The following is a 26,480-nucleotide window of genomic DNA, read 5'->3' on the forward strand; positions in this document are numbered from 1 at the left end:
CTATCCTTTTTTCGCTGCCCTGCGGAAGGGTTTTTTGCCGCTCCCGCCCTTGGCTTCCTTCTCGGCGATCAGGGCGAGCGCTTCTTCCATCGTCACCGATTGCGGATCCTTGCCCTTGGGCAGGGTCGCGTTGACCTTGCCGTAGTTGACATAGGGACCGTATTTGCCGTCACGCACAACGATCTTGCCGCCGCCGTCGGGATGGTCGCCCAACTCCTTCAGCGCCGCCGGCGTGGCGCCATTGCGGCCGCCCTTGCCCTTCTGCTGCTTCTCGGCAATCACCGAGACGGCGCGGTTCAAGCCGATCGAGAACACGTCCTCGATGCTTTCCAGATTGGCATAGGTGCCGTCATGCAGCACGAACGGGCCGTAGCGTCCGAGGCCGGCCGAGATCATCTTGCCGGTTTCGGGATGCTTGCCGACGTCACGCGGCAGCGCCAGCAGCGCCAGCGCCTTCTCGTGGTCGATCGACTCGGGCGTCCAGCCCTTGGGCAGGCTCGAGCGCTTGGCCTCCTTGCCTTCGCCGCGCTGGATGTAGGGGCCGAAGCGGCCGCTACGCAGCGTGATTTCCTCGGCGGTGTAGGGATCTTTGCCGAGCAGCTTGACGCCGTCCTCGCCATTGCCGTTTTCGCCATTGGGATTGGCGGCGTCGCCGAGCTGGCGGGTATAGGAGCACTCCGGATAGTTCGAGCAACCGACAAAGGCGCCGAACTTGCCGAGTTTCAGCGAGAGATTTCCTGAGCCGCATTTCGGGCAGATGCGCGGATTGGAGCCGTCTTCGCGTTCCGGGAAAACAAGCGGCGCGAGTTCTTCGTTGAGCGCGTCGAGCACGTCGGTGACGCGCAATTCCTTGATGTCGTCGACAGCGCCGGAGAAATCCTTCCAGAAGTCGCGCAGAACGTCCTTCCAGGCGAGCTTGCCGTCGGAAATCTCGTCGAGCTTTTCCTCGAGCGAGGCGGTGAAGTCGTATTCGACATAGCGCTCGAAGAAGCTTTCGAGGAAGGCCGAGAGCAGCCGGCCCTTGGCCTGCGGCACCAGCCGGCGCCGGTCGATGGTGACGTAATCGCGGTCTTCGAGCGTCTTCAGGATTGCCGTATAGGTCGACGGCCGGCCGATGCCGAGCTCTTCCAGCTTCTTGATCAGCGACGCCTCGGAGTAGCGCGGCGGCGGCTCGGTGGTGTGCTGGGTCGCGTTGATCGCCTGGCGGGCAAGCTGCTCACCAGCGCGGATCTCGGGCAGGCGGCGGCTCTCCTCGTCTTCCGCGTCCTCGTCCTTCTGGTCGGTATAGGCGGCGATGAAGCCGTCGAATCGGATGACCGAGCCGATCGCGCGCAACTCGGCGGTGCGGGCGCCGTTGACCGCCTCGATCTCGACCGTGGTGCGCTCGATCTCGGCCGGCTGCATCTGGCTGGCGATGGCGCGCTTCCAGATCAGCTCGTAGAGCCGCGCCTGGTCTGCGTCGAGATACTGTCTGACCGATTGAGGCGTGCGCTTGAAATCGGTCGGGCGTATCGCCTCATGCGCCTCCTGGGCGTTCTTGGCCTTGGCGGTATAATAGCGCGGCTTTTCAGGCAGGTATCTTGCACCGAACTCGCTGACGATGGCGCTGCGGGCAGCCTCGATCGCCTCAGGCGCCATCTGCACGCCGTCGGTTCGCATATAGGTGATGAGGCCGGCGGTCTCGCCGCCGACATCCATGCCTTCATAGAGTTTTTGCGCCACCTGCATGGTGCGGGTGGCCGAGAAGCCAAGCCCGGACGAGGCGGCCTGCTGCAGCGTCGAGGTGGTGAAGGGCGGGCCGGGATTGCGCTTGGTCGGCTTGGCCTCGACCGACAAGGCCTTGAAGGTCGCGCCTTCCAGCATCGCCTTGATGTCGTCGGCCTGCGCCTTGTTGCCGATATCGAGCTTCTGCAGCTTCTTGCCGGCGAAGGCGGTCAGTCGCGCCTCGAAACTGTCATTGCGCGGCGTGTTGAGGATGGCGGCGATCTGCCAGTATTCCTCGCGGACGAAGCGTTCGATCTCGGATTCGCGGTCGCAGACCAAGCGCAGCGCCACGGACTGCACGCGGCCGGCCGAGCGGGCGCCCGGCAGCTTGCGCCACAGCACCGGCGACAGCGTGAAGCCGACCAGGTAATCGAGCGCCCGGCGGGCGAGGTAGGCGTCGACCAGCGGCGCATCGATCTGGCGCGGATTGGCCATCGCATCCAGCACCGAGGCCTTGGTGATGGCGTTGAACACGACGCGGCTGACCGGCTTGTCCTTCAGCGCGCGCTTCTGCTTCAGGACTTCCAGCACATGCCAGGAAATCGCCTCGCCCTCGCGATCCGGGTCGGTGGCGAGGATCAGCCCGTCGGCATCCTTGACCGCCTTGGCAATGTCGGCGAGGCGCTTGCCCGACGCGGTGTCGACCGACCAGGACATGGCGAAGTCCTCGTCCGGGCGGACCGAGCCGTCCTTGGCCGGCAGATCGCGGACATGGCCGAACGAGGCAAGGACCTTATAGTTCTTGCCGAGATATTTGTTGATTGTCTTCGCCTTGGCCGGCGATTCGACGACGACGACGTCCATGAGGTCTCTTATCAATCAGGAGGTGGCGGAAGAACTCCGCGACGCACGACGAAATCCCACTCTTTTCGTCGCTCACATGGCCGCGCTTTTGCAATCGGTCAAGGGCAAGCGGCCAATTTGCGAAGCGCCAATCGTCGATACACTCTCTAGAGTGTATGGCAAAGATCACATTTTTGGCGATGGAGGCGTTCGCGCCACGTATGAGGTCAGGACGATCTGTACCGGCCCGTCGAGCCGCGGTCGGTGCCGAGGCGCGAGGCGCGCCCGGAAAAGATCGCCGGCTGCCGAAATTGAACCAACTCGGCAGCCAGGCAGTTTCCGCATGCCAGCGGTGGGAGGAAACTCAATCAGCCTTGACGACGTGCCAGGCGCCGGCGACGCCTTCGCCGGTCATGTCCCCGGCCTTCTTGTCCTTGACGAAAGTATAGACCGGCTTGCCGTCATAGGCCCACATCTTGGAGCCGTCGGTGCGGTCGACGATCGTCCATTCGTCGTCGGCCTTCGCGCCGGCCTCGGCCTTCAGCGGCGGCCAGTTGGCGGCGCATTTGTCGTAGCAGGTGGATTTGCCCTTCTCATCCTTGTCGAAGGTGTAGAGCGTCATGCCCTTGGTATCGGTGTAGATCTTGGTGCCGCCCACTTCGGCTTCCTTCCAGGCTTCGGCGGCCTGGGACGCGGCGGTGCCGAGCAAAAACGCGGCAAACCCGAGTGCAATCGCTTTCATGACAATCTCCCTGAGAATAAGCGCGCGGCAATCGCGCGCTTATCCCGACAACGTATTGGGATGGCCGTTTCTTCCTTGGGCCAAGCGGCGACGTGCCACGCAATGGTGATTGGCAGGAAGGCTTTCGCATCGCTATATCGGCGCCAGCACAATCGGGGCTGAAGAAATGGCATTGGACATCGGCTATGTCAGCGCGGTCGGGGCAGGGGCGATCTCGTTCCTGTCGCCTTGCGTGCTGCCGCTGGTGCCGCCCTATCTCTGCTACATGGCCGGCGTTTCGGTCGACGATTTCCGCGGCAATCAAAGCGTGACGGCAAAGGAAGGCGCGCGCGGCGCGCTGCTCTATGCCTCTTTGGCCTTCGTGCTGGGCTTTTCCACCGTCTTCGTCGCGCTCGGCGCCGGCGCCTCGACCATCGGACGCCTGCTGCGCGTCTGGCAGGAACCGCTGGCGATGGCGGCGGGCGTGCTGATCATCATCATGGGCCTGAACTTCCTCGGCATCCTGCGCATTCCGCTCCTGTCGCGCGAGGCGCGCTTCCAGTCGCAAGGCAAGCCCGCCAGCATGATCGCGGCCTATGTGATGGGGCTGGCCTTCGCCTTTGGCTGGACGCCCTGCATCGGCCCGGTTCTGGGGCCGATCCTGACTTTAGCCGGCGGGCGCGAGACGGTGGGCGAGGGCGCGCTGCTGCTCGCCGCCTATTCGCTCGGCCTCGGCATTCCATTCCTGGTCGCGGCGCTGTTTTCCGGCGCCTTCATGCGCTTCCTCGGCAAATTCCGCGTCCATCTCGGCCGCGTCGAAAAGGCGATCGGGGCATTGCTGGTCGTTGCCGGCGTGTTTTTCCTGACCGGCGGCGTGCAGAGCGCGTCTTACTGGCTGCTGGAGAATTTCCCGGTGCTGGGGCGGCTGGGCTGAAGCCTCAATCCGAACGACGCTTGAGGGCCTGCGTTACCTGTCTGCAAACAGCCCCACCATCTCACCGGAATTTAACCGCATTGGTGCAGCATGAGCGGCACTGCTAACATGCGTTGATTCAAACCTTTTTCATACGGTTGCCCATCCATGAGCCAGAGATCCTGCCTGTCCGTCATCCTCGCCGCCGGCGAAGGCACTCGCATGAAAAGCGCGATGCCCAAGGTGCTGCACGCCATCGCGGGCCTGCCGATGGTGGCGCATGTGGTGAAAGCTGCCGAGGCGGCCGGCGCAACTGGCCTGGCGCTGGTGATCGGCCACGGCACTGAGGAGATGCGCAAGGCGGCACAGAAATTCGCGCCGAAGGCGGAGACCTTCGTGCAGGAAAAACGGCTCGGCACCGCGCATGCAGTGCTTACCGCGCGTGAGGCGATTTCAAAGGGTTACGACGATATTCTCGTCATGTTCGGCGACACGCCGCTAATCGATGCCGGCGCGCTGGCAGCCGCGCGGCAAAAGCTGGCGGAGGGTGCCTCAGTCGCGGTGATCGGCTTTCGCCCGCCAAGCCCGAACGGCTATGGCCGTTTGATCGAAAAGGCTGGCCATCTCGTCGCCATCCGCGAGGAAAAAGACTGCTCCGAGGAAGAGAAGAAGATCGGCTTCTGCAATGCAGGCATGATGGCGGTGGCGGGGAAGCACGCGCTTCGGCTGCTCGACAAGGTCGGCAACAAGAACGCCAAGGGCGAGTTTTATCTTACCGATATCGTCGAGATCGCCGGCGCGGAAGGCCTCGACGTGGTGGCGACGGAGGCGAGTTTCGAGAATGCGCTAGGCATCAACAATCGGGCCGAGCTTGCCGAAGCGGAAGCGATCTGGCAGGCGCGCCGGCGGCGCGAGGCGATGCTTGCGGGCGTGACGCTGATCGCGCCGGAAACGGTCTATTTCTCGCATGACACCGAAATCGGCGCCGACACGATCGTCGAGCCGAATGTCTGGTTCGGGCCGGGCGTCAAGATCGCCTCAGGCGCCAAGATCCACGCCTTCAGCCATATCGAGGGCGCGACGATCGCCTCGAATTGCGATGTCGGGCCGTTCGCGCGCCTGCGGCCGGGCGCCGATCTGAAGCAAAAGGCCAAGGTCGGCAATTTCTGCGAGGTCAAGCAGGCGACGATCGAGGAAGGCGCCAAGGTCAACCACCTGACCTATATCGGCGACGCGCGCGTTGGTGCCGCGGCCAATATCGGCGCCGGGACCATCACCTGTAACTATGACGGCTACTCGAAATTCTTCACCGACATCGGCGAGGGTGCCTTTGTCGGTTCTAATTCGTCGCTGGTGGCGCCGGTCACGATCGGCAAGGGCGGCTATATCGCTTCTGGCAGCGTGATCACCGAAAGCGTGCCCGACGATGCGCTGGCCTTCGGCCGTGCCCGCCAGAAGACAATTCCGGGCAAGGGCAAGGAATTGCGCGAGCGCTTTGCATCGGCCGCCGCGGCGAGGAAGAAAGCCGCGGAATAGGCCTCAGTGCTTCCCTACGGAAAGGCAACCGCAACTCGATATGAACGAGTGGAAACCAGGACCCTGAAAACCGGAGCAGTTCGGGTAACCGGATTGCAAGCGCGGTCTGGCATCGTGCATTGGAAAAAAACCGTTCCGCTGACACGGAACGAAACGCAAAGTGACTTTCGCGGCAGACCGGCAATCCCTAGATAACGCCGGGTTTTCCGCTGGGAATCGGGGGCTAGCGCATGTGTGGTATCGTTGGAATTGTCGGCCGGCAGCAGGTCGCGCCGCTCATTGTCGATGCGCTGAAGCGGCTTGAATATCGCGGCTACGACTCGGCCGGCGTCGCCACCATCGAGAAGGGCGAGCTCGGCCGTCGCCGTGCCGAAGGCAAGCTCATCAACCTCGAGCGCCGGCTGAAGGACGAGCCGCTCGACGGCACGATCGGCATCGGCCACACGCGCTGGGCGACGCATGGCGTGCCCAACGAGACCAACGCGCATCCGCATTTTTCCAACGGCGTTGCCATCGTCCACAACGGCATCATCGAGAATTTCGCCGAGCTGCGCGACGAACTCACCCGCGACGGCTACAGCTTCGCCTCGCAGACCGACACCGAGGTCGTCGCGCACCTTGTGGCGCGCGAGCTGGCCAAGGGGTTGAAGCCCGTGGAAGCCGCGCATGCGGCGCTGAAGCGGCTTTCGGGAGCGTTTGCGCTGGCGATCATGTTCGAGGGCGACGAGGATCTGATCGTCGGCGCCCGCAACGGCCCGCCCTTGGCCGTCGGCCATGGCGAGGGCGAGATGTATCTCGGCTCCGACGCGATCGCGCTGGCGCCCTTCACCAACTCGATCACCTATCTGGAGGACGGCGACTGGGCGGTGGTGCGCCGCGAAAGCGTGACCATCTACGACATCGACGGCAACAAGGTCAGCCGCAAGCGCCAGCAGTCGCTGTCGACCAGCTTCATGGTCGACAAGGGCAACCGCCGGCATTTCATGGAAAAGGAAATCCATGAGCAGCCCGAGGTGATCTCGCACACGCTGGCGCATTACGTCGATTTCGTATCGGGCGTTTCGAAGCCGCTCGACCTGCCTTTCGACTTCGCCAGGATCGGCCGGCTGGCGCTCTCGGCCTGCGGCACCGCCTATCTCGCCGGGCTGATCTCGAAATACTGGTTCGAGCGCTATGCGCGGCTGCCGGTCGACATCGATGTCGCCTCCGAGTTTCGCTATCGCGAGATGCCGCTGTCGGCCAATGACGCGGCCTTCTTCATCTCGCAGTCGGGCGAGACCGCCGACACGCTGGCCTCGCTGCGCTATTGCCGCAAGGCCGGCATGAAGATCGGCGCGGTCGTCAATGTGCGAGAATCGACCATGGCGCGCGAGTCCGACGTGGTGCTGCCGACGCTTGCCGGGCCGGAGATCGGTGTCGCCTCGACCAAGGCTTTCACCTGCCAGCTCTCCGTCTTGGCTGCTCTTGCAGTCCGCGCGGGCGTGGCGCGCGGGACGATCTCGCGCGATGAGGAGAAGCGGCTGGTGCGCGAGCTTTCTGAGGCGCCGCGCTTTGCCACCCAGGTGCTGAAGCTCGACGAGCAGATCGAACGCGTCTCGCGCGAGCTCTCGCGCTACAAGGATGTGCTCTATCTCGGCCGCGACACCAATTTCCCTTTGGCCATGGAAGGCGCGCTGAAGCTGAAGGAGATCTCCTACATCCACGCCGAGGGCTATGCGGCCGGCGAGCTCAAGCATGGGCCGATCGCGCTGATCGACGAGAACATGCCGGTGATCGTCATCGCGCCGCATGACCGCATCTTCGAAAAAACCGTCTCGAACATGCAGGAAGTGGCGGCGCGCGGCGGCAAGATCATCCTGATCACCGACGCCAGGGGCGCGGCGCAGGCAAGTATCAAGACGATGGAGACGATCATCCTGCCCGAGGTGCCGGAGATCATCTCGCCCATCATCTACGCGCTGCCGATCCAGATGCTGGCCTATTTCACCGCGGTGTTCATGGGCACCGACGTCGACCAGCCGCGCAATCTGGCGAAATCGGTGACGGTGGAATAGTACCGTCATTACCGGCAGGTTGTGGATGGCGTGATGGGTTGCTCGGTTGGCTTACAGCGCTTCGAAGTGGCACGGCCAACAGCCCACTTTCGTCATCCACGGGCGGAGCAGGAGCGAAGCTCCTGCGCAGACCCGAGGATCCATTCCGTGACGTTTGAGCGGATCAAGCAGTGTAGAATCGGGCGCTACCACCCGATGCCGCGGAAAAGCTCGAACCACTCCAGATTCGTCTTCTCGATCAGTTCGATCTTCCATTGGCGCGGCCAGCGTTTCAGCGACTTCTCGCGCTGGATGGCATCGCGGATGTCGAAATACTCTTCGTACCAAACCAGGCGTTGCGCGCCGTAGCGCCCGGTAAAACGCGAGCCTTCGCCGGACCTGTGCTCTGGCATCCGACGGCCGAGATCGTTTGTGACACCAGTATAAATGGTGCCGCGCTTCTTGCTTGCTGTCATATAAACATAGCCCGTCATGCATGAAGCATAAGGGATGGATGATCGGACGACCATTCTGATGGGTTGCATTCTTCGGCCGACGTCACGGAATGGATCCTCGGGTCTGCGCAGGAGCTTCGCTCCTGCTCCGCCCGTGGATGACGAAGGGAAGCATGTTTCGGCTAATCGCGAACGGAAGCAGCCCCGTTTGTAACATCGAGAGCCGCGATCTTGCAGTTCGCTTTGTATCATTGCATGATACATTTCGTGGGGAAGGGCACTTGCCCTAACTCTTTGAGGATACGAAGTTATGCTCAAGTTTGCACGCCCCATGCACCCCGGAGAATTCCTGCGCGAGGAGTATCTGGTGCCGCTCGGCATGAGTGCCGGTGTGCTTGCGAAGAAGCTTAATCTTCCGCGCACTCGGATCGAGCGCATCGTCAAGGAGGAGGTCGGACTTACTCCAGATACGGCGCTTCGCCTCGCCAGGTTCTTCAACACCACGCCCGGGTTCTGGATGAACTTCCAGAAGGCTTACGAGTTGGAGACCGAAGCGAGCAAAATAGCGTCGGAACTCGAGAAGATCGTGCCGCTGGATACAGCGGCATGACGATCGCTCTTTAAAAACTTCGCAGTTCCAAACCGGCTCGCGGTTCACTAATCTCGGCGCCGCAACCCTGCGCCGCGGTGAACACATGTCCGACGCCCCGAAGACCTCTGGCATGACCCGGCTGAGAAATTATTTTTTGACGGGCTTCATCGTCTGCGCGCCGCTGGCTATCACCGCCTATATCGCCTGGTCGCTCATCGGCTGGGTCGATTCCTGGGTGAAGCCTTACATCCCCGCCCGCTACAATCCCGACAGCTACCTGCCCTTCCCGGTTCCCGGCTTCGGGCTGATCGTGGCGCTTATCCTGATCACGCTGATCGGTTTCCTGACCGCCAACATCGTCGGCCGCGCCATCGTCAATTTCGGCGAACGGCTGCTTGGCCGCATGCCGCTGGTGCGCGGCATCTACGGCTCGCTGAAGCAGATTTTCGAAACGGTGCTGTCGAACAAGGGCGACATGTTCCGGCAGGTCGGGCTGGTCGAATATCCGCGCAAGGGTGTGTGGTCGCTGGTCTTCGTCGCCAGCGAGAAGGAAACCGAGATCAACCAGAAGCTCGACCAGGAAGGCGATCCGCTGATCGCGGTGTTCATGCCTTGCACGCCGAATCCGACCACCGGCTTCCTGATGTATGTGCATAAATCCGAGATCGTGCCGCTCGACATGTCGATCGAGGACGGCGCCAAGCTGATCGTTTCGGCCGGCATGGTGGCGCCCGAGGTCAAGGCCAAGCTGGTGACGCTGAACGGCGAAACCATCGAAGGAGCGCTTGCCAATCCGCCAATCGGCGCCGGGCCTCAGCCGGCGCGCAGCAAGCGCACCGCCTCGTCGCGGCCGAACAGGTAAAGCAACAGCCTAAGCGCCTCGCCGCGTTCGGATTGCAGATCCGGATCGCGCGACAGAATCAGCCGCGCATCGTCACGCGCGGCTTCGAGCAGGTCGGCATGGAATTCGATCCGCGCGACCTGGAAACCGGGCGTGCCGGACTGCCTTGTGCCCAGCAACTCGCCTTCGCCGCGCAGTTTCAGGTCTTCCTCGGCGATGCGGAAGCCGTCCTCGGTCTCTCGCATCACCGAAAGCCGGCGTTTTGCGGTCTCGCCGAGCGGATCCTTGTAGAGCAGCACGCAGGATGACGACTTGTCGCCGCGACCGACGCGGCCGCGCAACTGGTGCAGTTGAGCAAGGCCGAAGCGCTCGGCATGCTCGATGACCATGATTGTCGCATCCGGAACGTCGACGCCGACCTCGATGACGGTGGTGGCGATCAGGATGCGCGTTTCGCCCTGCTTGAAGGCACGCATCGCCTCGTCTTTCTCCGCGCCCTTCATGCGCCCATGCACCAGGCCGATCCTGTCGCCGAACAGCGGTTTGAGCGAGGCGAAGCGGTCCTCCGCAGACATCAGCTTGATCTCTTCGGATTCCTCGACCAGCGGGCAGATCCAGTAGATCTTCTGGCCTTCGGCAACTGCATCGCGCATGCGCCCGACCAGTTCGTCCAGCCGTTCCATCGGGAGGGTGACGGTGCGGATCGGCTGCCGGCCGGCCGGTTTCTCGGTCAGTTTGGAGACATCCATGTCGCCGAAGGCGGTCAGCACCAGCGTGCGCGGGATCGGCGTCGCCGTCATCACCAGCATGTCCGGCGCATCGCCCTTGGCGGTGATAGCGAGGCGCTGGTGGACGCCGAAGCGGTGCTGCTCGTCGACGACGGCCAGCACGAGATCGTGGAATGTCACCGTTTCCTGGAACAGCGCATGCGTGCCGACGACGATGTCGATCACGCCGCTGGCGAGACCTTCCAGCGTCTCGGCGCGCTCGCGACCCTTCTCGCGACCGGTCAGGATGGCGAGACGCAGGCCGATTTTCTCCGCCAGCGGCGCGATGGTCGCCAGATGCTGGCGCGCCAGGATTTCGGTCGGCGCCATGAGCGCCGCCTGGCCGCCGGCCTCGACCGCGCGCGCCATGGCAAGCAGCGCCACCACCGTCTTGCCGGAGCCGACATCACCCTGCAGCAGGCGCAGCATGCGTTCGGGATCGGCAAGGTCTGCATTGATTTCACCGAGCGCGAATTCCTGGCTGGGAGTGAGCTTGTAGGGCAGGGCGGCGCGCAGCTTTTCGACGATGCTGCCGTCACCGACCAGCGGCCGGCCCGAAAGGCGGCGAATTCTGGCCCGCACCAGCGCCAGCGATACCTGGCCGGCCAGCAATTCGTCATAGGCAAGGCGCCGCCACGCCGAGCCCTCGACGGCAACGTCGATCGGGTCCTTCGGATAGTGGATGCGGGCCAGCGCGTCACCGAAGGATGGAAAAGTGTGGCGGCGCATGAAGGCGTCGTCCTGCCACTCGGGCAGTTCCGGCAGGCGGCCCAGCGCTTGTCCGATGGCGCGGCGCAGCACCTTGGCCGACAGGCCGGCGGTGAGCGGATAAACCGGCTCGACCAGCGGCAGGCCCTCGGCCTCGTCGATCGGTGCGATGTGGTCGGGATGGACCATGGTCGGGCGGCCGTTGAACCATTCCATGCGACCCGAGATCACCACATGCTCACCTTCGGGAAGCATCTTCTGCAGATAGGCGGCGTGGGCATGGAAGAAGGTCAGCGCGACCTCGCCGGTGTCGTCATGGGCGTAAACCCGGTATGGCACCGACCTGTTGCCGCGCGGCGGCGGCTGATGGCGGTCGACCCGCACCTCGAGGGTGACGATCTGGCCTTCGGCCGACCGCGCGATGCCGGGCCGGTTCCGGCGGTCGATCACGGTGTTGGGCAGCACGAACAGAAGGTCGGCCGCGCGCGCGGCGCGATCGCCAAGGTCGGCCGGCACCACGCGCTCGATCAGCAAGCCAACTTTCGGGCCGACGCCGGCGAGCGAGGTTATCGGAACGAACAGAGGATCGAGGATGGTGGGACGCATGGTGTCAGCTTATGTCGCGGCGACGGCAGCGCAAGGCTGACACCGGTCTCTATCCACGCTATATGCGCCGCTTTGAACAGGGATGCGGCGCCATGACCGGAACACAGCGATCAAGCGAGGGGCTGGACGCCCGCCGCCGCAAGCTCCTGTTCCGCTCGTGGCACCGTGGCATGCGCGAGATGGACCTGATCCTTGGTTCCTTCGCCGACGCGGAGATAGGCGTCTTGACCGGCGATGAAATCGACCAATATGAGAGACTTCTCGAAATCCCCGACACTGATTTTTTCTCGATGGTCACGGGCGAGCGCCCGGTTCCGCCCGATGTCGATTGCGCGGTGCTGCGGAAGATCCTGGCCTCGCGCCGAACCATGACATTTTGAAGCAAGCGTATCCATGAGCCTCATTCCTTCCATCGGCCTGCCCAAGGGCCGCGCCGGCCAGTTCATCGTCGACGGAGTCGCCGACGGCTACGAAGCCTTCGCGCTGGTGCAGACGGCGCAGGAGATCGCGCCCGACAAGCCGGTCCTGTTCGTCGCGCGCGACGGCCAGCGTCTGCCGGCGATCATCGAAGCGCTGGCCTTTGCAGCGCCCGGCCTGCCGGTGCTGGAACTGCCGGCATGGGACTGCCTGCCTTATGACCGCGTTTCGCCTGGCGCCGATGCCGCGGCGCGGCGGCTCGACGCGCTTTCCGCCATGATCGCGCTGGCCAGGAAGCCGCATCGCGCCGTGGTCCTCACCACCGCCAATGCGCTGTTGCAGCGCATTCCCCCGGCCGTGCTGATCGAGGCGCAGACTTTTCACGCCAGGCCTGGCAACCAGATCGATATGAACGCGCTGATCGCGCGGCTGGAGATTTCCGGCTTCGAGCGCGTGCCGACGGTGCGCGGCCTCGGCGAGTTCGCGGTGCGCGGCGGCATCCTCGATCTGTTCGCGCCGGGATGGAGCGAGGCGCTCAGGCTCGACTTTTTCGGCGACACGCTGGAATCGATCCGCGTCTTCGACGTCGCCACGCAGCGCACCACCGGGCAGCGCAAATCGATGTCGCTGCAGGCGATGAGCGAGGTGGCGCTGACGCCGGAGACGATCAGCCGCTTCCGCCGCTCCTACATCGAGGCTTTCGGCGCGCCGTCGCGCGACGACGCGCTCTATGCGGCGGTCAGCGAAGGCCGGCGCTTCGCCGGCATGGAGCACTGGCTGCCGTTCTTCTATGAACGGCTTGAGACTGTGTTCGACTATCTGCCGGACGCACCTGTCGTCTTCGACCATCTGGCGCATGAGGCGCTGGCCGAGCGCCACACGCTGATCCTCGACCACTACGAGGCGCGGCGGAAGCAGGCCGACAGCGCGCTGAAGGACGCGGTGCCCTACAAGCCGGTGGCGCCGGACCTGCTTTATCTGTCGCCGGACAATCTCAAATCCTCGCTCGGACCGCGCGAAGATATCGACTTCACCGTCTTCGATGCGCCCGATGTCGGCGGCAAAAAAGTCTTCCATGCCGGCTCGCGACACGGCCGCAGCTTCGCCGAGGAGCGCGCCGACCCCAACATCAACGTCTTCGATGCGGTCGTGAAATACATTGCCGACGAGCGCGCCGCGCGTCGCCGCGTCATCGTCGCCGGCTGGACGGAAGGCTCGCTCGACCGCCTCGGCCAGATTCTGGCCGAACATCATCTTGGCAACCTGAAGCCCGTTGCGACGCTCGCTGAGGTCGAAAAGCTCGAGCCGGGGCAGGCGGGTCTCGCCGTGCTGCCGCTCGAATCCGGTTTCGAGACCGACGACATGGTGGTCGTCGCCGAGCAGGATATCCTTGGCGACCGGCTTATCCGGCGTTCGAAGCGCAAGAAGAAGGCCTCCGATTTCATCGCCGAAGCCTCGTCGCTGTCGTCGGGCGACATCGTCGTCCATACCGACCATGGCATCGGGCGCTTCATCGGCCTGCGCACCATCGAGGCCGTGGGCGCGCCGCATGACTGTCTCGAAATCCACTATGCCGGCGACGACCGGCTGTTCCTGCCGGTCGAAAACATCGAGCTCCTGTCGCGTTACGGCTCGGATTCCGCCGAGGCGCCGCTCGACAAGCTGGGCGGCGGCGCCTGGCAGGCACGCAAGGCGCGGCTGAAGCGGCGCCTGCTCGACATGGCCGGGCAGCTGATCCGCATCGCCGCCGAGCGGCAGATGCGCGCGGCGCCCGCGATGATCCCGGCCGAAGGGCTCTACGGCGAGTTCGCCGCGCGCTTCCCCTATGAGGAGACCGACGACCAGCAGACGGCGATCGATTCCGTCATGGACGATCTCGGCGCCGGCAAGCCGATGGACCGGCTGGTCTGCGGCGATGTCGGCTTCGGCAAGACGGAAGTGGCTCTGCGCGCCGCCTTCATCGCGGCCATGGAAGGGTTCCAGGTCGCGGTCGTCGTGCCGACGACCTTGCTGTCGCGTCAGCATTTCAAGACCTTCTCGCAGCGCTTCTCAGGCCTGCCGATCCGCATCGCGCAGGCTTCGCGCCTGGTCGGTTCCAAGGAACTGGCAGAGACCAAGAAGGGGATTGCGGAGGGCACGGTCGATATCGTCGTCGGCACGCATGCGCTGCTCGGCAGCTCGATCTCGTTCAAGAGCCTCGGTCTGCTGATCATCGACGAGGAGCAGCATTTCGGGGTCAAGCACAAGGAGCGCCTGAAGGACCTCAAGTCCGACGTGCATGTGCTGACGCTGTCGGCGACGCCGATCCCGCGCACGCTGCAACTGGCGCTGACCGGCGTGCGCGAGCTGTCGCTGATCGCAACGCCGCCGGTCGACCGCATGGCGGTGCGCACCTTCATCTCGCCCTTCGATCCGCTGGTCATCCGTGAGACGCTGCTGCGCGAACGCTATCGCGGCGGCCATTCCTTCTATGTCGTGCCGCGTATCAGCGACCTGGCCGAAATCCTTGATTTCCTTCGCGAATCCGTGCCTGAGCTGAAGGTGGCGGTGGCGCATGGCCAGATGCCTCCGGGCGAGCTCGACGACATTATGAACGCCTTCTACGACGGTCAGTACGACGTGCTTCTGTCGACGACCATCGTCGAATCCGGTCTCGACATCCCGACCGCCAACACGCTGATCATCCATCGCGCCGACATGTTCGGGCTGGCGCAGCTCTATCAGTTGCGCGGCCGTGTCGGCCGTTCGAAAGTGCGTGCCTATGCGCTGTTCACGCTGCCGGCGAACCGCAAGCTCACCGACACGGCCGAGCGGCGGCTCAAGGTGCTGCAGTCGCTCGACACGCTGGGCGCTGGCTTCCAGCTCGCCAGCCATGACCTGGACATCCGCGGCGCCGGCAATCTTCTGGGCGAAGAGCAATCGGGCCACATCAAGGAGGTGGGCTTCGAGCTTTATCAGCAGATGCTGGAGGAGGCGGTGGCCGAGGTGAAGGATACGGGCGAGGCGCAGGATGGCGGCTGGTCGCCGCAGATCGCGGTCGGCACCGCGGTGATGATCCCGGAAAGCTATGTGCCCGACCTGCAGCTCAGGATGGCGCTCTACCGCCGCCTTGGCGACCTCCAGAGCACCGAGGAGATCGACGGCTTCGGCGCCGAGCTGATCGACCGTTTTGGGCCGCTGCCGGAAGAGGTGACGCATCTCCTCAAGATCGTCTTCATCAAGGCGCTCTGCCGCAAGGCCAATGTGGAGAAGCTCGATGCCGGCCCCAAAGGCGTCGTCGTCCATTTCCGCAAGCGCGAGTTCCCCGATCCGGTCGGGCTGGTCAAGTTCATCGGCGAGCAGGGCTCGTTGGCCAAGATCAGGGCCGATCATAGCGTCGTCTTCATCCGCGACTGGCCGAATGCGGAGAAGCGGTTGGCCGGCTCGGCCGTGGTGATGACGCAACTGGCCCGGCTGGTCGACAAGGCCGCGTAAGGCCGGCCTGACCTGAATCTCGACATACCTTGGCACCAGGACCATTCGCCACCACTGAAAAACCCGGCTAGAATAGGTAATCGGCTTCGTGTAAGGAGCCGCGACCTCGTATCGAGGCAGGAATGGCGGACGAGGACGTTCGCCGGTTTGTTTGACGCAATTCCGATGGAAATTTCACACTTTTCCTGGAGTTGCTCCGAAAGGGCGTTTGGGTGCAGCGATGACGAAATGGTCGCCGAATTCGTGGAGAGAAAAGCCGATCAAGCAGGTCCCGGCCTATCCGGATCCTGCGGCGCTCAAGGCCACGGAAGCCCAACTTGCCACCTTCCCGCCGCTGGTTTTTGCCGGCGAGGCGCGCAAGCTGAAGAAGCAGCTGGCGGCGGTCGCCGCCGGCGAAGCCTTCCTGCTCCAGGGAGGCGACTGCGCCGAAAGCTTTGCCGAACATGGCGCCGACAACATCCGCGATTTCTTCCGCGTCTTCCTGCAGATGTCGGTGGTGCTTACCTTCGCCGGCGCGCAGCCAGTGGTGAAGGTCGGCCGCGTCGCCGGCCAGTTCGCCAAGCCGCGCTCGTCCGACAACGAGACGAAAGCCGGCGTGACGCTGCCGAGCTACCGTGGCGACATCATCAACGGCATCGAGTTCGACGCCAAGTCGCGCATACCCGATCCTGCGCGGCAGGAAATGGCCTACCGCCAATCTGCCGCGACGCTCAACCTTCTGCGCGCCTTCGCGCAGGGCGGCTATGCCAGCCTGGAGAATGTGCACCGCTGGATGCTGGGCTTCGTCGCCGACAGCCCGCAGGGCGAGAAGTACGGTGCGCTCGCCAACCGCATCACCGAGACGATGGATTTCATGCGCGCGGTGGGCATCACGTCGGAAACCAATTTCGCGCTGCGCGAGACGGATTTCTACACCAGCCACGAGGCGCTGCTGCTGGGCTATGAAGAGGCGCTGACGCGCGTCGATTCGACCTCGGGCGACTGGTACGCGACCTCGGGCCACATGATCTGGATCGGAGACCGCACCCGCCAGCCCGACCATGCGCATATCGAATACTGCCGCGGCATCAAGAATCCGCTCGGCCTGAAATGCGGGCCGTCGCTGACGCCGGACGGCCTCATGGAACTGATCGACCTGCTCAATCCCGAGAACGAGCCGGGTCGGCTGACGCTGATCGCGCGTTTCGGCTCCGACAAGGTCGCCGAGCACCTGCCGAAGCTGGTGCGGGCGGTGAAGAAGGAAGGGCGCAATGTGGTGTGGTCGTCCGACCCGATGCATGGCAACACGATCGAGGCGGCCGGCTACAAGACGCGGCCCTTCGATCGCATCCTCAAGGAAGTGCAGACCTTCTTCGAGGTGCATCGTGCCGAAGGCACGCATCCGGGCGGCATCCATGTCGAGATGACCGGCAAGAACGTCACCGAATGCACGGGCGGCGCCCGTGCGATCACGGCGGAAGACCTGCAGGACCGCTATCACACCCATTGTGATCCGCGCCTCAACGCCGATCAGGCGATCGAGCTCGCCTTCCTGGTCTCGGACCTGCTCAAGAAGAGCCATCCGATCCAGCACAAGCAGGCTGCCAACGCCTGAGCAAGGCTGGACTCCTGATCATCGAAGGCGCCCGGCACGAAGCCGGCGGCTTGTCAAAAATTGGGCGGATGGATTTCGACGGCCGGCTATCCGGGTCGGTGGTTCATTCCGGATCCGGCGGTCCCGGCGGGTCGCCTGGGAAACTGGTTCTGCCGGGCGGAATGACGGCAAAGTTGATCTCCAGCGGCGGTGCCTTGAGCGACCAGTCGAACGACACCGTCTTGACCGGCAGGCCGGCAGTCCAGGCCTGCTGTTGTGGCGAGAGCTTCCAGCCTTTCGGCCATACCAGAAGCATGCCTTGATCCCGCAGCCGCTGGTCCGTGATCCAGGGAGCTAAGCGCCTGTCGAGGGTCGTGAAGATCGAAGGCTGGTCAGGGGCTTCCAGCCCGGCAAGCCTGGCAGCGATGTCGTCGCCCCCGACAATGCCCAGTGGCCCCGGGACTGTCTCATGCCAGATCGCTTCGGCCGCGAGCGAAATCGATCGCGCCGGCCAGCACATCGGTTGCAGGCGCCCGCGGATGTTGCAACTGCTCCAGCGGGTCGCCGCATAGGCGCTCGACACGCCGACCACGCATAGCAGCGCCAGCACAGTCAATCGGCGCAATTCTTTTTGTCCCAGTCGGTGGCCCAGGAGCGCGATCGCTAGGGCGCCGACGAGATTGTACATCGTCGCGCCCCAGGATTCGCCGGCGCCCGTAAACAGCGAAGCGATCATCACCAGGAGCGCTGGCCCCAGGCCCATCCATGCCAGATAGATAACCGCGCGCCGCTCGGGAGGCGCGCAGGTCTGCAAGGGGTCTTGCGTGGGCCTGGCTTGCCGGCGCAGCAGGCCGGAAAGAGCCAGAACGACGGGAACGGCGGCAAGCCCGGCAAGCTGAACCCCGATGTAATAAAGCCGAGCGCGGTTGGCGAGTACCCATGCGTTGCGGTGGGCGGCGTAGGTCAGCGGGAGGAAATCAAGGCGGAAAAGCTCAACCGCCAGCGGTGTCGCGATGCCGAGAAAAGCCGCAAGGCCAAGCCATGGCCATGGGGTGGCAAGCCGGCTCCGAGCACGGGTGTCGCATAAGAGCCAGATGCCGCCGAACGCCAGCAGCAAAGCCGTTGAGAACTTGGCATAGAGTCCCACGCCGGAGACGAGGCCGAGGGCGAGCCACCAGCCCGGCCGTCCGTCGCGCGCCGCGCGCCACAGCAGCCACGAGATGCCGGCCCAGAAAGGCATCTGCGCGTAGTCGTGGTTGAATTGCGGGGTCGGCCAGCCAAAGAAATAGATCGAGGGCATCAGCAACACGGCGGCGAGCGCGCGGGTCGATCCCATGATGTCGCGCGCGAGAAGATAGACCAGGACAAAGGTCGTCGAGATCATGAGTTGCGACAGCATATATTGCGGCCAGCGGAACGAGCCGGTCAGGAGATGGCTGATCTCGAGCAGCCAGCAGGGGAGCTGTGGGTGCTTGTAGGTCATCAGCACCCATTCGCGGCCCCACATGAAACCCTCGACGACGTCGTTTGGCGGGCCAACGTTGACGAGCGCCGGCATGATCGTCCAGCAAGCGATCTGGGTCAGGCATAAAAGCGCCAGCAATCGCCATGGGTGCCGCGTCAGGCCGTTCCAGATCGAAGACGGGTTGTCTTCCGCGGTGGCTGCCGCCGGCCAAAGATGAACGGATTCGCTGGTTCTCGACATGCCGGCCTAAAATCACACCGCTGGATTTCTGAACAGTCCGATAGCAAAAGCTTACGAAAATGTATGCTCCCCCAACATTGTAAAACCAAGATTGCGGTGGAACCCGTCGCCGGCGCTTCGGGCTCACTGGCCGCGCTCCCAGCGCATTCCGGCCAACCTCGGATCGGTAAAGGCGGTGCGTGAGAATTCGAGCCGCTTGTCCGGAAATTCGCAGATCGCCTGGATGCCGAACGAGCCGATACGGATGCGCCAGGTCTGCGGCTCCAGCGGCCTTGCCTTGGCAAAGCCCTTGCACGTCAACAGCGCGATGTTGGCGCCCTTTGGATCGCGCACCGAGCGATAGCGGATCGCCTGCAACTCGGCCTCGCGCGCCACATCGGCGATCGCCTGGCAGGCGGTGTAGTCGGTGGCGTGGTTCCAGGCCTTCTCGTCGCGATCGAGCGGCGGCCGTGTCAGGTCGACCACGCTGTCGCATTTGATCGCCGCGGCAAAGGCGGTGTATTCCGCCGCGTCGTTCGGCCATTGCGTCGCCGGCGATTCCGCGAAGAACAGCAGGCGGTAGAAGGCCATCTCCGCCACCGCCGTCAGCACCGTCTCGGCGGCATAGTAGACGCCTTTCGTCTTGCCCGCGCGGCGGAAGCGCGAGCCGTAGGGATAGACAGAGCCGTAGCGAAAGGGCGTCGCCAGCAGATAGTGGAGGTGGCGGCATTCCAGCGGGATATGCGGCTTGGTGTCCTCGATGAGGTCCTCCAGCAGCTGCTGCTCGTCGAGCGTGTCGACGAGCTTGAGGGTCGAAACGCGATGTTGCGCCTCGACCATGCGCCAGTACTTGCCTTCGAGCCTGACGGCCTCAGACGAGAGCGCGCCGGGAGTCCAGGTAGGCAATGACATCGACAAGTCCGGCAATCGTCAGAATTTTCTCGATCGGCGTGCCGTCGAGCGTGGTGTTGGGATTCTTCAGCCACGCCCGGGCGACGGTCTCGTCGCCGCCGACGATGGCGTCGAGCGAGCGGAACAGGCGCACGAACAGCACCGCCAGCTCGAACGGCTTGGTGCCGCGTTCAAGCAGGAATTCCTGCCGGCGCATGCGCGAGACCGTTGCTTCCGAGACGCCGATGACCAAAGCGAGCGTCCTGGCGGTGATGTCGAGCAGGTCGGCCGCGCGCAGCGTGGCCTTGGTGATGACGGCATTTTCGGCCGCCGCCGCAGCCGCGACTGGACGTTGCATGAGCGCACCCTTTCGTTTCTGTGGAAAATATAGTCCACAAAAATTCGTCTGGAAAGGGCCATGGTCGAAATTCGACGGTTGTCAGTCTTTCTTGTAAAGCAGCCAGCCCTTGGCGGGACGGCCAGCCATCGTCGAATGCCTGGTGGCCCGGTTGCGGCCGCCGACCTTGGATCGATAAAGCGCCCGGTCCGCCTTGGTGTAGAGATCTTCGGGGCCTTCCGCTTCCGAGGCCATGCAGATGCCCAGCGATATGGTAACGGTGCCGTAGTTCATGCCGGTCTGGCTGCTGGTGAACGGGGTCTGCTCGATCAGCGCACGGATGCGCTCGGCGATTTCGTATGTGGCTTCCTCGCTGGCGCCTTCAACGATAAGCGCGAATTCCTCGCCTCCGGTGCGGGCAACGAAAATGTCGGAACGCACGCTTGACTGGAAGATCTCGGCGATAATCTGCAGGATCCTGTCGCCGACCGGGTGACCGTAGCGATCGTTTATGTCCTTGAAATGATCGATATCGGCAAGGATCAAGGCGTTGAACAGGATGCCGCGATTGCTGTTGTAGATCCGGGTGATCTCCTTGTCGAAGGCGCGGCGGTTCCACAGCTGCGTAAGCGGGTCCGTATCGGCAAGCCGCTTATACTCCTCGAGCTTCGACTTGACGCTTTCAAGCTCGGCTGTCTTTTCGCTGAGCGTGCTGGCGATCTGGCGGCCATGGTCGATCGTCGAACTGGTGGCGGCCGACATTGCGCCGGCGATCTTCTGCAGAAGCTCCTGCGAAAGCAGGCTGCGATTGCTAAGGCCGCTGGAGGTCTCGTCGAGAATACGGCCGTATTTCTCGATATGCGTGTGCTCACTGCGCAACAGCGTGGCGATGTCCTCGAGCTCCTTGGCGATCATCTCGCGGGCGTGCTCGACGATGGCGGGGCCGTGATGCTGCGGGAAGAAAGCGCGCCCGATGCGATCGAGGTCCTCCTGGGTCGGGCGGTTACTCAACGAGACGACGGCAAGGCTGAGCTCGTGATTGCTGCCGCTGAGCGCCTCGTAGAAGATCTCGTAGTTGCGCGGCAGGCCAAGCACGCCGAGCTGGCGCATCGTCGCCACGACGGTGCTGGCGATGTCGGTATTCCGGTCTGTTGGAACGGCTGCCGGCTGCATATTGTGTTCACTGCCCCTTCAGTGCGACCGGAGACTTGCCATCGCCGGGAATCGCTCACGCGGGGATTGAATCGGAATTGCGAATGCGACGACGCGTCCCCAACACGACCTTCGCTTGCAGGAATCATAGATGCAGTTGCGCTAAAGTTTCCTTAATGACGTGCATTTCCTCATAGCGGATACTACCACAGGCTGCAACGCGGTGCGGACGCGACTTTTGCAGACGCCCCTTCGATGTCGCATTTGCCTGTCAGGCGCCCTCATTCGCAAAACGCGGCTTTTGCAAGACGTGCTGTTCTGGAAACCCCACCAGGATGCTTACGTTTCGGTTCTGGCCGGGTCGTTTGACGAACCGACCGGACTTCAAGGTCAATCTCACATCTTCGTTGGCGACAAGGGCGATTACTATTCGATCGAGGACGGGCTGCCGCAGTTCGAAAAATCGACACCGCCGATAAAGCTCGCGGACGGATGAATTTTGGAGCGGCCGCCTTATTCCCTTGATCCCGCCATTGCGATATCCCCTGCCGGTGACTCGCAAAGGGGCAGAGGCATGCAGCGGCTGATCGATGCTTTCGTCAATTCAGTTCGGGCCTTCCGCAAGTTGGCCGCTCACGAAAAGGCATTCCAGCAGGAACTGCTTTTGCTCGCGCTTGCCCTGCCGGCTGGCTGGTTCATCTCGGTCTCCTGGCGTGGCTACGCCCTTCTGATCGGCGCGGTGCTGCTCCTGATCATGGTCGAAGTGCTCAACACCGGCATCGAGGCAGCCTGCGACGCGATCTCGCGCGAATTCCACATCGAAATCCAGCTCGCAAAGGACTGCGGCTCGCTGGCGGTGTTGATTTCGATCGTGATCGCCGGGGGTGTCTGGGCCATCGCCGTCATCGAGCGTCTTGCCGGCGCGCCGATCTGATCCTCGCGGGATCAGGATCCCGCTCGATCTTCCTTGGCGCGTTCGCGTCGGGCAAGGTGATGGCCGACCAGCCAGGCAACGATTGCGACGCCGACGCCGACGCCGAGGGCAATGAGCAGGCGCTCATGCCGCTCAAACGCCTGGCCCACCATGTGCTCCGCGCCCACGCCGAAGACATAGCCGATGCCGCTGAACAGGGCCGCCCAGACCGCGGAAGAGATAGCGTTCAGGATGACGAAGCGCGGCACGGGCACGGTCGACAGGCCGGCGGCGATACCGCCGACCAGCCGCATGCCGTAGATGTAGCGGTTGGTCAGCACGAAAATGTTGGGATGGGTGTTGAGCAGGTGATAGGCGCGGCTGAAACCGGGCCGCATGCGCAGCCTTTTCACGTAAGGATGATCGGCGAAGCTGCGGCCGAGGGTGAAGAAGAACGTGTCGCCGGCGAAGGCGCCGAGGAGGGCGGCGAGGAAAGCCTGCCACAACACGAAAACATGTTGATGAGCGAAGAAGCCGCCAAGGATCGCGGCGCTTTCGCCTTCGGCGACGCAGCCCAGGAAGACCGCGATCAGGCCGTATTGCTCGATGAGCTGGTGGATGGTCCCGCTCATTCTATTGCGGGCCGCGCCGATAGTTTTTCGTCGATGCGCCTGATCTGCTCGGCCATGCGCAGGATCTCGTCACGCATGCCGATGATCTCGCTGTGGCGCAACTCGTCGAGCTTTTCATGCAGGGCCATGATCTCGATCTCGGCCTTCAGATTGACCTCGTAGTCATGGGCCGCGTCGATGCGGTCGCGCTCGGTCTGGCGGTTCTGCGACATCATAATCACCGGCGCCTGCAGGGCGGCGACCATCGAGAGCACCAAGTTGAGGAATATGAAGGGGTAGGGGTCGAACGCCTCGCGCGTCAGCAGCCAGGCATTGCCGGCGGTCCAAAGGACGAGAAAGGCCAGAAATGCGAGGATGAAGGACCAAGAGCCGCCGATCCGGGCAATGGTGTCTGCGACGCGGTCGCCATAGGTCGAGTGAAAAGCGACGGCCTTGTTGGTGTCCCTGGTGATGGTCGTGCGCTCGAGCGTCGACTGCAGCACTCGGCTCTCGAGTGGGCTCAGACCATCCGATTTTCGCCTCAACCAGCGGTTCGCCAAATCCTCGACCGTCTTGTTCATCGCCTTCTCCATCGCCTGGGTCCGGATAGAGGTAGAGGCTGCCGGGGCGAAGGTGAAGTGATAGATTGCGGCGAAAAGGCGAGGACAGCGATGCTCGATTTCCAGAAAATCCATGCAAGGGCGGCAAAGCGCAAGGGTGGGGAGGCCGTGCTGGCGCCGCTGCTTGGCCCTGCGCCCGACAATATGGCGGTGGCGAAAATCCCCGACGACCGCATTCTCTCCACCATGGCCGAGCGCATTTTCGCCGCCGGCTTCGTGTGGCGGGTCATCGAACAGAAATGGCCGGGTTTCGAGGAAGCGTTCCTCGGCTTCGAGCCGAAGCGGCTTTTGTTCCAGCCGGACGATTTCTGGCACGAACTGGCGTCCGACAGCCGCATCGTGCGCAACCCGCAGAAGATCAAGTCGGTGCGCGACAATGCCGCTTTCGTCGATCGCGTCTCGAAGGAGCATGGCAGCTTCGGCAAATTCATTGCCGGGTGGCCCGCGAACGATCAGGTCGGCCTGACCGCCTATCTGGCCAAGCATGGCAGCCGGCTGGGCGGCAATACCGGACAGTATTTCCTGCGCTGGCTGGAATGGGACACGTTCGTCGTCTCCACCGACATGGCGGCAGCCTTGCGCGACGCCGGCCTCGACATCGCCGAGAACCCGACCTCGAAACGGGATCTCGACAAGATCCAGGCGCAGATCAACCAGTGGTCGGCTCAGACCGGGCTGCCGCGACGCCACATTTCGCGCATCCTGGCGATGTCGATCGGCGAGAACCGGTCGGTGGAGGCGTTGCGAGAATATATGGGCGACTAGTTCCCCAGCACAGGGATTTTAACCGCTCGGCTCTTTGTTTGCGTTGGCAGGTGGCGTGCGTTGGAGATTGGCCGAAACGTCCATCGCGATCGTCATTCTAGGGCGGAGCAGGAGCGAAGCTCCGTCGCGAAGACCCTAAAATCCATGCCGTTACCTTTGCCAAGGAGCGCAACGGTGCAAAATTCTGCACCGTGGCGGTGCTTCCAAGTCACGGCATGGATTCTATGGTCTGCGCGCGTCGCTTCGCTCCTTGCTCCGCCATAGAATGACGACGTTGGGAGGCTTCAACCAAATCCCCCGGCGGTTGCGCTGATTCACGGAAATGAACGGAAAAATCTTGCACCAAGACAAACGGCAACCTTTCAAAATCCCCGTGTCGGGGAACTAGGCCTGAGCGGTAAGATCCCACAATCGAAATCGATCGATTGGGACAGGATACGATCCGTCCCTCGACCGGGATACGATCCGACGATCGATCAGGATACGATCCGTCGATCGATCCCTGATACGATCTTCGATCGATCCCAATACGATCTTCGATCGATCCTGATTGGTATAAGCAATCGCCATTGCCCGGCGATTTCAGCCACGCTAAATCCGTTCCATGACCAAGACCGCTCCCGATATCCTGCGCATCGCCGTCGCCCAGCTCAACCCGACTGTCGGCGACGTCGCCGGCAACCTGGCAAAAGCGCGCGAGGCGAGGGCGGACGCGGCGCGCCAGGGCGCCGATCTGGTGCTCTATACCGAGCTCTTCCTCGCCGGTTATCCGCCGGAAGACCTGGTGCTGAAGCCTTCCTTCCTGAAGGCTTGCGAGAAAGCGGCCGAGGATTTCGCCAAGGACACGGCCGATGGCGGGCCTGGCGTCATTATCGGCACCCCGCTGAAGCGCCGGACCGGCACGCATAACTCCATCGTCTTCGCCGACGGCGGCAAGATCATCGCAGAACGCTACAAGCTCGATCTGCCGAACTATGGCGAGTTCGACGAGAAGCGCGTCTTCCAGGCTGGGCCGGAACTGCAGGGTCCGGTCAATTTCCGCGGCGTGCGCATCGGCGTTCCGATCTGCGAGGACATCTGGGGCGAGGTCGCCGTGTGCGAGACCCTGGCCGAAAGCGGGGCCGAGATTCTTTTGGTGCCGAACGGCTCGCCCTACTACCGCGCCAAGATCGACGTTCGCCATCAGGTCGTCATCAAGCAGGTCATCGAAACCGGCCTGCCGATGATCTATGCCAACCAGCTCGGCGGCCAGGACGAGCTGATCTTCGACGGCGCCTCGTTTGCAATAGGTTCTGACAAGACGCTTGCCTTCCAGATGAGCCAGTTCGAGGACGCGGTCGACGTCACCACCTGGAAAAGAAAGGGAGAGACCTGGGTCTGCTCCGAAGGCCCGATGTCGAAGATCCCGGAGCCGGAAGAGGCGGACTATCGCGCCTGCATGCTGGGCCTGCGCGACTACGTCAACAAGAACGGTTTCAAGAACGTGGTGCTTGGCCTTTCCGGCGGCATCGACTCGGCGATCTGCGCGGCCCTGGCCGTCGATGCGCTCGGCGAGGAGCGGCTGCGCACCGTGATGATGCCTTACCGCTACACGTCGAAGGACTCGCTGAAGGATGCCGAGGACTGCGCCCGCGCTCTTGGCTGTCGCTACGACATCGTGCCGATCTCCGAGCCGGTCGAAGGCTTCAAGCATGCGCTGACGCAGCTGTTCGAGGGCACCCAGGAGGGCATCACCGAGGAAAACCTGCAAAGCCGCGCGCGCGGCACCATCCTGATGGCGATCTCGAACAAGTTCGGCTCGATGGTGGTCACCACCGGCAACAAGAGCGAGATGTCGGTCGGCTACGCCACGCTTTACGGCGACATGAATGGCGGTTTCAATCCGATCAAGGATCTCTACAAGATGCAGGTCTATGGGCTGTCGCGCTGGCGCAACAGCCACGTGCCGCCAGGTGCGCTCGGGCCGTCCGGCGAGGTGATCCCGAAGAACATCATCGACAAGGCGCCGTCGGCGGAGCTGCGCGAAAACCAGACCGACCAGGATTCGCTGCCGCCCTATCCGGTGCTGGACGATATCCTCGAATGCCTGGTCGAGAACGAGATGAGCGTCGACGACATCGTCGCGCGCGGCCACGACCGGGCGACGGTGACGCGCGTCGAGCACCTGCTCTACATCGCCGAATACAAGCGCCGCCAGGCGGCGCCCGGCGTGAAGATCACGCGGAAGAATTTCGGCCGCGACCGCCGCTATCCGATCACCAACCGGTTCCGGGACCGCGGGTAGTCCTCGACCGTCCGCCTTTACGAGAAGTTCGGGTTCAAGG

Annotated in this window: 22 protein-coding genes; 12 read left to right on the plus strand and 10 right to left on the minus strand. The window is 63.3% G+C overall.

Annotated elements, in window-relative coordinates; translation table 11 throughout:
* Complete coding sequence (gene topA, locus RFM98_RS02120; protein ID WP_320307286.1) at nt 1-2,568, minus strand: type I DNA topoisomerase; 2,568 nt, start codon at nt 2,566-2,568, stop codon at nt 1-3.
* Between the two features lie 343 nt (nt 2,569-2,911).
* Complete coding sequence (locus RFM98_RS02125) at nt 2,912-3,289, minus strand: COG4315 family predicted lipoprotein (RefSeq protein ID WP_320307287.1); 378 nt, start codon at nt 3,287-3,289, stop codon at nt 2,912-2,914.
* 166 nt (nt 3,290-3,455) lie between these two features.
* On the opposite strand from RFM98_RS02125, the gene RFM98_RS02130 reads away from it, so the two are divergent.
* The 3 genes from RFM98_RS02130 to glmS all read left to right on the plus strand — a co-directional run bounded on the left by RFM98_RS02130 (nt 3,456) and on the right by glmS (nt 7,771).
* Nucleotides 3,456-4,202: a cytochrome c biogenesis CcdA family protein gene (locus tag RFM98_RS02130; protein WP_320307288.1), complete on the plus strand. Its 747-nt coding sequence runs from the start codon at nt 3,456-3,458 to the stop codon at nt 4,200-4,202.
* Nucleotides 4,203-4,349: 147 nt separating this feature from the next.
* Nucleotides 4,350-5,717, plus strand: a complete 1,368-nt coding sequence (glmU, locus tag RFM98_RS02135; RefSeq protein WP_320307289.1) for a bifunctional UDP-N-acetylglucosamine diphosphorylase/glucosamine-1-phosphate N-acetyltransferase GlmU — start codon at nt 4,350-4,352, stop codon at nt 5,715-5,717.
* A gap of 230 nt (nt 5,718-5,947) precedes the next feature.
* Nucleotides 5,948-7,771: a glutamine--fructose-6-phosphate transaminase (isomerizing) gene (glmS, locus tag RFM98_RS02140; RefSeq protein WP_320307290.1), complete on the plus strand. Its 1,824-nt coding sequence runs from the start codon at nt 5,948-5,950 to the stop codon at nt 7,769-7,771.
* Nucleotides 7,772-7,956: 185 nt separating this feature from the next.
* On the opposite strand, the gene RFM98_RS02145 is transcribed toward glmS, so the two are convergent.
* Nucleotides 7,957-8,244, minus strand: coding sequence for a GIY-YIG nuclease family protein (locus RFM98_RS02145; RefSeq protein ID WP_320307291.1), 288 nt, complete (start codon nt 8,242-8,244; stop codon nt 7,957-7,959).
* A gap of 271 nt (nt 8,245-8,515) precedes the next feature.
* Between RFM98_RS02145 and RFM98_RS02150 the strand changes: the two genes are divergently transcribed.
* Both RFM98_RS02150 and RFM98_RS02155 read left to right on the plus strand, forming a co-directional pair.
* The gene (locus RFM98_RS02150) at nt 8,516-8,815 is read left to right on the plus strand and encodes a HigA family addiction module antitoxin (protein ID WP_320216453.1); all 300 of its coding nucleotides are present in this window, start codon (nt 8,516-8,518) and stop codon (nt 8,813-8,815) included.
* An 85-nt stretch (nt 8,816-8,900) separates the two neighbouring features.
* Nucleotides 8,901-9,659, plus strand: a complete 759-nt coding sequence (locus tag RFM98_RS02155) for a DUF502 domain-containing protein (protein ID WP_320307292.1) — start codon at nt 8,901-8,903, stop codon at nt 9,657-9,659.
* On the opposite strand, the gene recG is transcribed toward RFM98_RS02155, so the two are convergent.
* A complete protein-coding gene (recG, locus tag RFM98_RS02160; protein WP_320307293.1) occupies nt 9,611-11,719 on the minus strand; it encodes an ATP-dependent DNA helicase RecG in 2,109 nt (702 codons plus the stop codon). The two genes, RFM98_RS02155 and recG, sit on opposite strands and share 49 nt — an antisense overlap.
* Nucleotides 11,720-11,811: 92 nt before the next feature.
* Here recG and RFM98_RS02165 point away from each other — a divergent pair, with 92 nt between their 5' ends.
* The 3 genes from RFM98_RS02165 to RFM98_RS02175 all read left to right on the plus strand — a co-directional run bounded on the left by RFM98_RS02165 (nt 11,812) and on the right by RFM98_RS02175 (nt 17,204).
* The gene (locus RFM98_RS02165) at nt 11,812-12,099 is read left to right on the plus strand and encodes a succinate dehydrogenase assembly factor 2 (protein ID WP_320216456.1); all 288 of its coding nucleotides are present in this window, start codon (nt 11,812-11,814) and stop codon (nt 12,097-12,099) included.
* Between the two features lie 13 nt (nt 12,100-12,112).
* Complete coding sequence (gene mfd / locus RFM98_RS02170; RefSeq protein ID WP_320307294.1) at nt 12,113-15,610, plus strand: transcription-repair coupling factor; 3,498 nt, start codon at nt 12,113-12,115, stop codon at nt 15,608-15,610.
* Nucleotides 15,611-15,830: 220 nt separating this feature from the next.
* On the plus strand, nt 15,831-17,204 hold the full coding sequence (locus RFM98_RS02175; protein WP_320307295.1) for a class II 3-deoxy-7-phosphoheptulonate synthase: 1,374 nt from the start codon (nt 15,831-15,833) through the stop codon (nt 17,202-17,204).
* A 103-nt stretch (nt 17,205-17,307) separates the two neighbouring features.
* On the opposite strand, the gene RFM98_RS02180 is transcribed toward RFM98_RS02175, so the two are convergent.
* The 4 genes from RFM98_RS02180 to RFM98_RS02195 all read right to left on the minus strand — a co-directional run bounded on the left by RFM98_RS02180 (nt 17,308) and on the right by RFM98_RS02195 (nt 21,268).
* Nucleotides 17,308-18,888, minus strand: a complete 1,581-nt coding sequence (locus tag RFM98_RS02180; protein ID WP_320307296.1) for a glycosyltransferase family 39 protein — start codon at nt 18,886-18,888, stop codon at nt 17,308-17,310.
* A gap of 123 nt (nt 18,889-19,011) precedes the next feature.
* Nucleotides 19,012-19,779, minus strand: a complete 768-nt coding sequence (locus RFM98_RS02185; RefSeq protein ID WP_320307297.1) for an RES family NAD+ phosphorylase — start codon at nt 19,777-19,779, stop codon at nt 19,012-19,014.
* The gene (locus RFM98_RS02190) at nt 19,739-20,116 is read right to left on the minus strand and encodes an antitoxin Xre/MbcA/ParS toxin-binding domain-containing protein (RefSeq protein WP_320216461.1); all 378 of its coding nucleotides are present in this window, start codon (nt 20,114-20,116) and stop codon (nt 19,739-19,741) included. The genes RFM98_RS02185 and RFM98_RS02190 overlap by 41 nt, the downstream gene beginning before the upstream one ends.
* Nucleotides 20,117-20,197: 81 nt before the next feature.
* Nucleotides 20,198-21,268, minus strand: coding sequence for a GGDEF domain-containing protein (locus tag RFM98_RS02195; protein WP_320307298.1), 1,071 nt, complete (start codon nt 21,266-21,268; stop codon nt 20,198-20,200).
* Nucleotides 21,269-21,485: 217 nt separating this feature from the next.
* Here RFM98_RS02195 and RFM98_RS02200 point away from each other — a divergent pair, with 217 nt between their 5' ends.
* Entirely contained in the window at nt 21,486-21,743 is a 258-nt protein-coding gene (locus RFM98_RS02200; protein ID WP_320307299.1) for a GFA family protein, read from the plus strand.
* A 78-nt stretch (nt 21,744-21,821) separates the two neighbouring features.
* Nucleotides 21,822-22,181 (plus strand): diacylglycerol kinase, encoded by a 360-nt coding sequence (locus tag RFM98_RS02205; RefSeq protein WP_320307300.1) that lies wholly within the window; start codon nt 21,822-21,824, stop codon nt 22,179-22,181.
* Between the two features lie 11 nt (nt 22,182-22,192).
* On the opposite strand, the gene RFM98_RS02210 is transcribed toward RFM98_RS02205, so the two are convergent.
* Nucleotides 22,193-22,792, minus strand: coding sequence for a DedA family protein (locus RFM98_RS02210; protein WP_320307301.1), 600 nt, complete (start codon nt 22,790-22,792; stop codon nt 22,193-22,195).
* Nucleotides 22,789-23,352 (minus strand): DUF1003 domain-containing protein, encoded by a 564-nt coding sequence (locus tag RFM98_RS02215; protein WP_320307302.1) that lies wholly within the window; start codon nt 23,350-23,352, stop codon nt 22,789-22,791. Before RFM98_RS02215 ends, RFM98_RS02210 begins: the two co-directional genes overlap by 4 nt.
* Before the next feature lie 90 nt (nt 23,353-23,442).
* Between RFM98_RS02215 and RFM98_RS02220 the strand changes: the two genes are divergently transcribed.
* Entirely contained in the window at nt 23,443-24,156 is a 714-nt protein-coding gene (locus RFM98_RS02220) for a DNA-3-methyladenine glycosylase I (protein WP_320307303.1), read from the plus strand.
* Nucleotides 24,157-24,760: 604 nt separating this feature from the next.
* On the plus strand, nt 24,761-26,440 hold the full coding sequence (locus RFM98_RS02225; protein ID WP_320307304.1) for an NAD+ synthase: 1,680 nt from the start codon (nt 24,761-24,763) through the stop codon (nt 26,438-26,440).
* The last annotated feature ends 40 nt before the right edge of the window (nt 26,441-26,480 follow it).

The organism is Mesorhizobium australafricanum (assembly GCF_033977265.1).
Taxonomy (GTDB): domain Bacteria; phylum Pseudomonadota; class Alphaproteobacteria; order Rhizobiales; family Rhizobiaceae; genus Mesorhizobium; species Mesorhizobium australafricanum.